General features: G+C 62.4%; 3 protein-coding genes and 1 tRNA gene. 2 read left to right on the top strand and 2 right to left on the bottom strand.

Annotated features, from left to right (window positions below; all coding sequences use genetic code 11):
- Nucleotides 1-44: 44 nt before the first annotated feature.
- Complete coding sequence (locus EOA60_RS21745) at nucleotides 45-1,223, bottom strand: D-alanyl-D-alanine carboxypeptidase family protein (protein WP_128311846.1); 1,179 nt, start codon at nucleotides 1,221-1,223, stop codon at nucleotides 45-47.
- 83 nt (nucleotides 1,224-1,306) lie between these two features.
- Nucleotides 1,307-2,575: a septal ring lytic transglycosylase RlpA family protein gene (locus tag EOA60_RS21740; RefSeq protein ID WP_095825412.1), complete on the bottom strand. Its 1,269-nt coding sequence runs from the start codon at nucleotides 2,573-2,575 to the stop codon at nucleotides 1,307-1,309.
- Between the two features lie 797 nt (nucleotides 2,576-3,372).
- Here EOA60_RS21740 and EOA60_RS21735 point away from each other — a divergent pair.
- Nucleotides 3,373-3,462: transfer RNA gene (locus tag EOA60_RS21735), tRNA-Ser, on the top strand.
- 158 nt (nucleotides 3,463-3,620) lie between these two features.
- Nucleotides 3,621-4,019, top strand: coding sequence for a hypothetical protein (locus tag EOA60_RS21730; RefSeq protein ID WP_095800717.1), 399 nt, complete (start codon nucleotides 3,621-3,623; stop codon nucleotides 4,017-4,019).
- Nucleotides 4,020-4,142: the final 123 nt, after the last annotated feature.

The following is a 4,142-nucleotide window of genomic DNA, read 5'->3' as shown; positions in this document are numbered from 1 at the left end:
CTGTCATAGCTCCCGTCCGGCAAAAGGTCCACGAGCCTGCCCGATCACAAATGTTTCTGACGCAGCCAGCCGACAGCCAGTTCCTTGGCGGCGTCAAGCGCACGCTGCGGCAACGTCCCGACCTTCACCGCCTCGGCGGCGAAAAGCGGCGTTCGCTGGCTGAGCGTGTCGCCTATCCAAACGCGCAGCTCCCCGACCGGTTGCCCCTCCTCCACCGGCGCCGCCACCGGACCGTCATAGACAATTCTGGCGGTCAGCTTGTCGCGGTTGGTTATCGGCAGAAAGATGTCCACCGGGCCCTTGGCTTTCAAGGCCACGCCGGATTTGGCGCCGCCGAACACTTCGGCTTCGCCGACGACCTCGTCCTTGGCGAAGATCTCCGACTTCTGGAAGGAGCGCGACCCCCAGTCTAGCAGCTTGCGCGCCTCCTCGGAGCGTTCCCGGTCGCTCGCCAGACCGCTCAGCGCCGCGATCACCCGAATGCCGTTGTGGCTGACCGTGCCGACAATCCCGAAGCCGGCGGACTCGCTCGCCCCGGCCACGAAGCCGTCGGCATCGATGCCCATGGCCAAAAGCGGATTGCGGTTCCGCTGGGAGATCTTGTTCCAGGTGAAGTCGGGCTGGCCGTAGTAGTGGAAGAACTCGGGATAGTCGCGCCAGATGTGCAGTGCCAGCATCGTGAGTTCCCGCACTGTCGTCTGCTGGCCATCTGCCGGCAGCCCGGTCGAATTGACGAAGGTCGATTTCGAGAGACCAAGCTCGCGGGCACGCTCCGTCATCTGCGCGGCGAAATTCGCCTCCGAGCCTGCCATGCCTTCGGCAAGCACGATGCAGCCGTCATTGGCGGCCTGCACGGTCACGCCCTGGATCAGATCCTCGACACGGACCGCCGATTTGAGCTTGGCAAACATCGTCGAGGTGCCCGACGGCGCGCCGCCGGTGCGCCAGGCGTTTTCGCTGACCACGAAAGTATCGTCGAGCGTGATCCGCTTCGATTTGATGGCGTTGAAGACCACCTCCATCGTCATCAGCTTGGCCATCGAAGCCGGCGGGATCGGCTTGTCGGCATCCTTGGCGAAAAGCACCGTGCCGGTGTCGGCGTCGATCATGAAGGCCTGGGCCGCCTTGGTCTCGAAAAGCTGCGCACCGGCCGGGGCTGCCCAAAGCAGTATCAGCGCCAGGCCTAGTAATCCGGCGAAAGGCTGAAAGATGCGGAACTGCATGAAAAATCGACCCACTTAGCCGTGCTGGCGTCGACAAGCTATCAGGGTTCTTTCCGCTGGATCAACGGCGGGCGCGAAATTGATCAGTTTCGCACAACCAATGCGTCCGGCGCGCCGTGCGACCAGGCCGCCTGCAGCAGGTCGTCGATGCTGCTATGGCCATCCGGATAGACGTTGACCGCGTACCAGTCGTTGCCGTCGAGCTCGGTGCGCTGGATTTCAGTCCTGCCGAACGGCTCGAGCGCCGCCGCCACGCGGTTTGCCTGCGCCGCATTGTCAAAAGAGCCGGCGGCCACATAATCGGAGGCCGGCGCCTGTTCCTGGCCGTTCGACTTCTTCCACGACTGGAGGATGTCGGCCGGCGACATGCCGCTGCCGTCGAGGGCGGCAAAGACGTCGGCGTGTTTGACGCGCTCATCCGCGTAGGACAGCGACGCCATGGCAAAGGGCGAGTTCGGCGGCAGCCTGAACTGCGGCCGCTCCGGCACGATCGGCCCGAAATCCGGCAGCACGACTTCGCTGGCGCCCTGCGCCTGCCCTGACATCGCCGGTTGCGCGGCAGGCTGCTCCGACAGACCCGACTGCGTGGCAAAAGCCTGCCCGGAACTGGTCAGCTGGCCGGGGAACGGCACGGCCGCTGGAGGTGCATCGCTCATCGACAGGCTGGGCGACGGGCCGTTCATGGCCACCATCACGCCCGTCGGCAGGCCGTCGGACGGATCGGGCCGCCTGCTGCCGGGACGGTAGGAAGCCATCAGATACTGGTCGTCATTGCCGTCGAGAGGCGCCCGGCCGACATATTCGACCTTCACCCTTGCCGTGCCGACCTTGCCATAGTCGAGCATTTGCGCGGCACGTTCCGAGACGTCGATGATGCGGCCCTCATGATATGGGCCGCGGTCGTTGACGCGGACGATAATCGAACTGCCGGTCTCGAGATTGGTGACGCGTGCATAGCTCGGCAGCGGCATTGTCGGGTGCGCCGCCGTCAGTTGCATCGTGTCATAGACTTCGCCATTGGCGGTCAGCCGGCCGTGGAAGGCATCGCCATACCAGGAAGCCAGGCCAACCTTGGCGTACTTCTTATCTTCCTTGGGATAGTACCACCTGCCGCGCACCTGGTACGGCTTGCCGAGCTGGTCGCGGCCGCCGCCGCGCCGCATGAAGGCAACGCGCGGGCTCGCCTTCACGCCATATTCGGACTCGGCGAAATATTCCTTGGAGCGCGGCCGCTTGTCGACCATGCCTTTCGGTTGCGGCGTCGACGTACAGCCGGCAAGCAGCACCGCCGAGAGGGCGCACAGCACGAAGGCAGGAGCGCGACGAAGACGCGGGCGCGCCGAGGTCTGCATGTTTTCGATTGTCCCCTACAGTCTCGCCGCCATCAATCGGAGCCAAGCGCCCCCGAATGCAGCAACACCTTGATCCCCAATATCTTTGTGCACAGGAAATGTTTATTACGATGTTAATCGATTATGGCCGGAACCGGGCGAGATTATGGCGGGGAAAAAACTCCGGCGAGGATGAGCCTTGCGTGGATGAGCGCCGGATGGAGGGGCAGCTTTTTGGAGGGGGACTTCCATTTCCAACCGGCGCTCACAGCGCTGGAATTGCCCGCGCCAACCAGGAGTTTAGCATGGGCGTCCGCAAGGCCTGCCTAGATCGAACGGATGAACTCGGCTCATCCATATGAGCAGTGGTTTCACGGATCAGTTTGGGAGACGCTATCGCGCCTTAGCCGGAGGCGTTGCCTTCGGACTGGACAAGAAGACGCCCACCACGTTTTCCGTAGCGGGCGCTAGTTCGGGAGGAAGTGAGAGACGCTCGCGGTCTGGGTCGTCCCCTTGCCCCGCTAAGGACGGTACGCCTCGTTTGGCTGGATAATAAGCGCGCTAAGGTTGAGCCGCCGCATATTCTGGTTGCGTGACATTTTCGCCACAGACATAAAAGCGCCCGGCCAACCAGGCAGCCGGGCAATGCATCGTCTGTCCCGACCGCAGGAAGGCACGTCGCGGTGGTTGACGCAGCCCTGACCGCCGCACTACAGCAATGAAGCGCTAACCGGTCGCAAATGCCTCGGCGTCAAGTTTGCGCCGACCATTGAAAATTGACCGATAGCGACGATCGTAAGTGGTTGAAAGACCATGCTGGAGGGATGGCCGAGCGGTTTAAGGCACCGGTCTTGAAAACCGGCGTGGGCGCAAGCTCACCGTGGGTTCGAATCCCACTCCCTCCGCCACAATTCCCAACCCGATCGGCATATCATCTCCTGCATGGCCACCGTTTCGCTGCAGACGGCCATCTGCCCCAATCCTGCTTTGCGTTATTGGTCCGGCGAGCTTTGGTTGCGTGCCGTACCCACTCGATTGTCCTGCCAGATTCAGCTGACGGAACGAGATGGCTGTTTTCGCGTTGTGCGCCATGTCTCTCGAAGACCACATCAGCATGGCGCAGCGTCATGTTCGACATGGCGAGCGGCACATTGCGCGTCAGCACGAGCGGATTGCCCGCTTGAGAACCAACAGGCTGCCGACAGTGGATGCGTTGAGGTTCCTGAGCCTGTTGGAAGAGGTTCACGCTTTGCAGCGGGAGCACCTGTCCCGACTGCTGTCGAAATCGGCCGGATCCAAAGTAGTCTCGGAGCTTTCGGCGAAGACGCAGGTGGCAGAGGGCGGGAGAGACGCGATTTCCATTCCGGACCCCATCGTCCGGCTCGCGCTGGAGCTCGAACAAGAGCTTAACAGCGTCAAATTGAAGTGGCTGACCGCCAAGCCTCCGAGGGGCAAGCTTCACTAGCTGGCTCCGGCAGGTTGGCGGCTCTGCCGCGTCCTTTCGTGCGCTGAGGCCCCTTTAAGCTACTACGCCATCAACTTCTTGATATGTACCGGCCACATCAGCACAAGCGTATGTTTATCGGCA

Origin of the sequence: Mesorhizobium sp. M1A.F.Ca.IN.020.06.1.1, from assembly GCF_004023265.1 — a bacterium.
Taxonomy (GTDB): Bacteria; Pseudomonadota; Alphaproteobacteria; order Rhizobiales; family Rhizobiaceae; genus Mesorhizobium.
This window is presented reverse-complemented; position numbering and strand designations above follow the sequence as displayed.

Bases quoted from the DNA above. Each gene is read 5' to 3' on its own strand.
- EOA60_RS21745 (WP_128311846.1), bottom strand. From the start codon at position 1,223: ATGCAGTTCCGCATCTTTCAGCCTTTCGCCGGATTACTAGGCCTGGCG.
- EOA60_RS21740 (WP_095825412.1), bottom strand. From the start codon at position 2,575: ATGCAGACCTCGGCGCGCCCGCGTCTTCGTCGCGCTCCTGCCTTCGTG.
- EOA60_RS21730 (WP_095800717.1), top strand. From the start codon at position 3,621: ATGGCTGTTTTCGCGTTGTGCGCCATGTCTCTCGAAGACCACATCAGC.